Source organism: Chryseobacterium hagamense, from assembly GCF_007991455.1.
Taxonomy (GTDB): Bacteria; Bacteroidota; Bacteroidia; order Flavobacteriales; family Weeksellaceae; genus Chryseobacterium; species Chryseobacterium hagamense.
The window spans coordinates 1-3923 of record NZ_BJYJ01000066.1 but is presented as its reverse complement, the minus strand read 5'-3'; the positions used below and the strand labels follow the sequence as shown (position 1 = coordinate 3923).

The window sequence follows — 3923 nt, the reverse complement described above, 5'->3', positions numbered from 1 at the left end:
CCGATGGAGAAAATGATCATGTAGCCTTTGTCAATCCCGTCAACTACCACGGCCCCTGATGTTTTCAGGTCTTCAAAAAAGCCTTCCGGCAGCCGTTCGTTGATGTACTGCGGGTATTTTTCCAATAGCGGTACGCCGTTTACCGTAGTCCAGGCCTTGTGGGCATGATCGAAGAGTACCCCTGAGGATTTGTTGATGATAAAGGAACCGATCCCCCCGGCCATGCCGCCGATTCCGGTGATGGTGGCAATTGCTTTTTTAGGGAACATATCGCCCACCGTGGAGAAGATGTTTGCCGACCAGGCCTGGTGCGCCGCTCCGGCAATCCCGATGATCAGGACCGGGATCCAGTAGGTGACTGAGCCCAGAGGCTGCGCCAGTAAGGCCAGCAATGGGAAAAAGGCGAAGATCAGCATCGCTTTCATCCTTCCCGAGTAGGCATTCATCCCCTTCTTCTCCACAAAGTATTTCGGAAGCCAGCCCCCGATAATCGAGAGCAGGGTAATCACATACAGGACAAATAAAGGAAAGGCACTCTGGGTGGAATCCATCTGGTAGACCGAGCTTAAGTAAGCCGGGGTCCAGAACAGGAAAAACCACCATACCCCGTCGGTCATGAACTTCCCGAAGGCAAATGCCCAGGTCTGGCGGTGGCTGAAGCATTCCCTGTAGGAAAACTTCTTTTCAGGAACCGAAGCGTCCTGAGCCAGGATTTCTTCATGGTCCTGGTTGATATAGGCCAGCTCGTGCTTATTGACTTTATGATGCTCATGTGGTTTTTTGTAATAAAATACCCAAAGCCCCATCCACAGAAAGCCTAGGGCCCCGATGATGATAAAGGCCCACTCCCAGCCCATCGCCCTGGCAATAAAAGGAATGGTAACCGGCGCCGCCAGGGCCCCCACCGTTGCTCCCGCATTCCAGATGCTGGTGGAAAAGGCGCGGTCCTTTTTCGGGAAATACTCCGCAGTGGTCTTGATCGCTGCCGGAAAGTTCCCCGCTTCCCCGATGGCCAGCACAAAACGGGCAAAGACAAACAACGTCACGCTGGTGCTGATGATCGCTGAGGTATCGGATACTTTTGCAATCAGTTCCTTCGAGCCGTGAAAACCGGCCAGCCAGTTTCCGGTAAGAATTCCCGAAGTCGCCACTCCGCAGAAAGCGTGCAACACCGCCCCCACCGACCAGATCGCAATGGCCCATAGAAAGCCTTTTTTGGTATCCATCCAGTCGACGAACTTTCCGGCGAAAAGCATCCCCACGGCATAAAAAATGGAAAACAGGGCGGTGATGTTCCCGTAATCGCTGTTGTTCCAGTGGAATTCCGGGGCGATGAAATCCTTCCAGGTCAGAGACAGCACCTGGCGGTCCAGGTAATTGATCGTGGTGGCCACAAACAGCAGCACACAGATGGTCCACCGGAAGCTGCTCGGTTTAAGAGAGGTAACTGAACCCATACTTTATTTTAGAATTTAGTTAGTTTTTTGTTTTTTACTATTCTTGTTTAACGCAAAGTCTGTAAACATTTTTCTTTTTTGACATGCATTAAGCCGTCTCTTCAGGACTTAAATATGACAAACTATTTTTAACGCAAAGTCCGCGAAGTTTTCTTTTACTACTAAACTTTTTTAAGTTCGCAAAGGCGTTTCACTTAGCCAAGACCACAAAGTCTTTTTTATCTGCATTATATTTAATCATTATTTATTTGAATATCTATGATATACAAACAGATTTATTGATTATCAATAGCGTCGGGCTTTAGCCCGATGGCATTATTGCGGCTTAGGATCCGGCTTCAGCCAAAATTTACCGTACGTTTCGGCTAAAGCCGGTTATCGGTATCCTCATGTAAATGGACTGAAGTCCATTCCTATTGATACCATTTATGTTTCTATTGAACTCACGTTATTTTAACTCCCGGATCAGTTCCATTACTTTCCGGGTTTCTTTTTCAATGGTTCCGTAATCTTTGGCCTGCATCAGTTCTTTGCTGATGAGCTTACTGCCCATGCCCACGGCCGATACGCCTGCTTTAAACCAGCTTCCGATGCTTTCTTTGGTGGTATCCACGCCACCCGTTGGCATGAATTTCAGATTTGGAAATACATCTTTGACTGCGCTCATAAATCCGGCGCCCAGGACATTTCCCGGAAATAATTTGATGAAGGTTACCCCCGCCTTCTCAGCGGCGATGATTTCCGTGGGGGTCATGCACCCCGGACTGTACAACAGATCTTTCGGGATTAAATACTCCGCCACTTCCGGTACAAAACCCGGACTGATGAAAAAATCGGCCCCGGCCCGGTGGTATTCCTCCGCCTGCTGAAGGCTTTTGATCGTCCCGATGCCTAAAAGCATCTCCGGCATTTCGGCAGTGCGGATCTCTACCATTTTGGTAAAATTGCCCAATGCCGCCCCGCCCCGGCTGGTGTATTCCACCGCGCGGATCCCGGCACGGTACAGCGATCTTAAAATATCTAAGCTAACCGACTCCTCCGCATGGTAATACAAAGGCAGAACACCCTGGCTGATAATGGTATCGGTGGTTGATTGAATGGTTCTCATTTTTAATTTTATTTTATAATCCTGGTTTTTAACGCAAAGTCCGCAAAGTTTTTATGAATACTAACTGCTTTTAAGTTCGCAAAGGCGTTTCACTTAGCTAAGTCCGCAAAGTTTTCTTTTACTACTAATTGTTTGTAAGGTTCACAAAGCTACTTCGACAGGCTCAGCATAAACTCATGCTTATAAAAGCCCACTAAGTTTTGTATTATATTCTAGCTTTGTAGAAGCATTATTAAGCAAATTGCCAAAAGCCATCTGCCAGCAGCTAGTCGCTACCGCTTTATTCTTCCCCCGGAATCGCCGTTCATCACGTCCAGGATATCTTCGGCGCTGCTGTAACTGATGTCGCCTAAAATCGTGTGCTTGACCGCGCACGCCGCGTTGGCAAAATGGAGCGCTTTTTCATCATCGAAATGCTGCAAACCGTAGATCAGCCCTGCGGCGAAGGCATCCCCCGTCCCGATCCGGTCTACCACGGGACTAACTTCCAACAGCCCGGTTTCAAAATAGTTGCCCCCGGAAAGGGCCCTTCCCTGGGTCTGCTGCGAACTGGCCGTTACCCCGATCCTTACTTTATCGAAAATCTTATGGATGGAAGGAATCTGCCGCTTCAATTCATCACAGGCTTTAAAAAAACCCTCTTTGTCCGATGAAAATGCAGTTCCCAGGATCTCGTTGATCTCATTCACCCCGCCGATAAAAATCGTGGAATACCCCACCAGCTCCTTCAACACCTCTTTCCCGCTTTTCCCGTACTTCCAAAGGTTGGAACGGTAGGCCGGATCGGCAGTCACCTCGATTCCCATGTCGCGGGCAGTCCGAAGACCTTCTTTTAAGGCCTCATAAGCGGATTTGGAAATGCCCGGACTGATGCCCGTCCAGTGGAAATAGCTGCAGTCTCCGAGCGCTTTTCTCCAGTCAGTTTTACCGGGTTCGATGTTGGCGAAGGAACCGTTCAACCGGTTGTAGGCAATCCGGCTTGCACGGACCGATGCGCCCGTTTCCAGGAAATACAGCCCCAAAGGATGATCATTTCTGGTGATAAAAGAAGCATCGATTCCGAAGCTTTTCACAAAAGCCAAAGCCGATTCCCCTACAAAATCATCGGATACGCAGCCCACATGCCTGACCCCGCAACCCATCGTTGCCAGGGATGCCGCCACGTTGAGCTCCGTCCCGCCGAAGAAAAACTCCAGCTCATGGCTCTGCTTCATCGTCCGGTGGCCGGGCGGTGAAAGGCGAAGGATGATTTCTCCGAAAGTAAGTATTTTGTTATTCATTGTTTTTATGATGGCTGTTTTAATAATGCCTTTTTTTTAATAATGGCTGCTTTTATTTAAACGCAAAGGCCGCAAAGA

3 protein-coding genes are annotated in these 3923 nt (G+C 48.9%); all 3 read right to left on the bottom strand.

All coding sequences use genetic code 11. The features are described 5' to 3' along the window. Nucleotides 1–1457: MFS transporter (locus CHA01nite_RS20170; RefSeq protein WP_146944773.1), on the bottom strand; the 1457-nt coding region annotated here is incomplete at its 3' end. Between the two features lie 448 nt (nucleotides 1458–1905). Beyond that, on the bottom strand, nucleotides 1906–2565 hold the full coding sequence (locus CHA01nite_RS20165) for a bifunctional 4-hydroxy-2-oxoglutarate aldolase/2-dehydro-3-deoxy-phosphogluconate aldolase (RefSeq protein ID WP_146944771.1): 660 nt from the start codon (nucleotides 2563–2565) through the stop codon (nucleotides 1906–1908). A gap of 272 nt (nucleotides 2566–2837) precedes the next feature. Then, nucleotides 2838–3845, bottom strand: coding sequence for a sugar kinase (locus tag CHA01nite_RS20160; RefSeq protein WP_146944769.1), 1008 nt, complete (start codon nucleotides 3843–3845; stop codon nucleotides 2838–2840). Nucleotides 3846–3923: the final 78 nt, after the last annotated feature.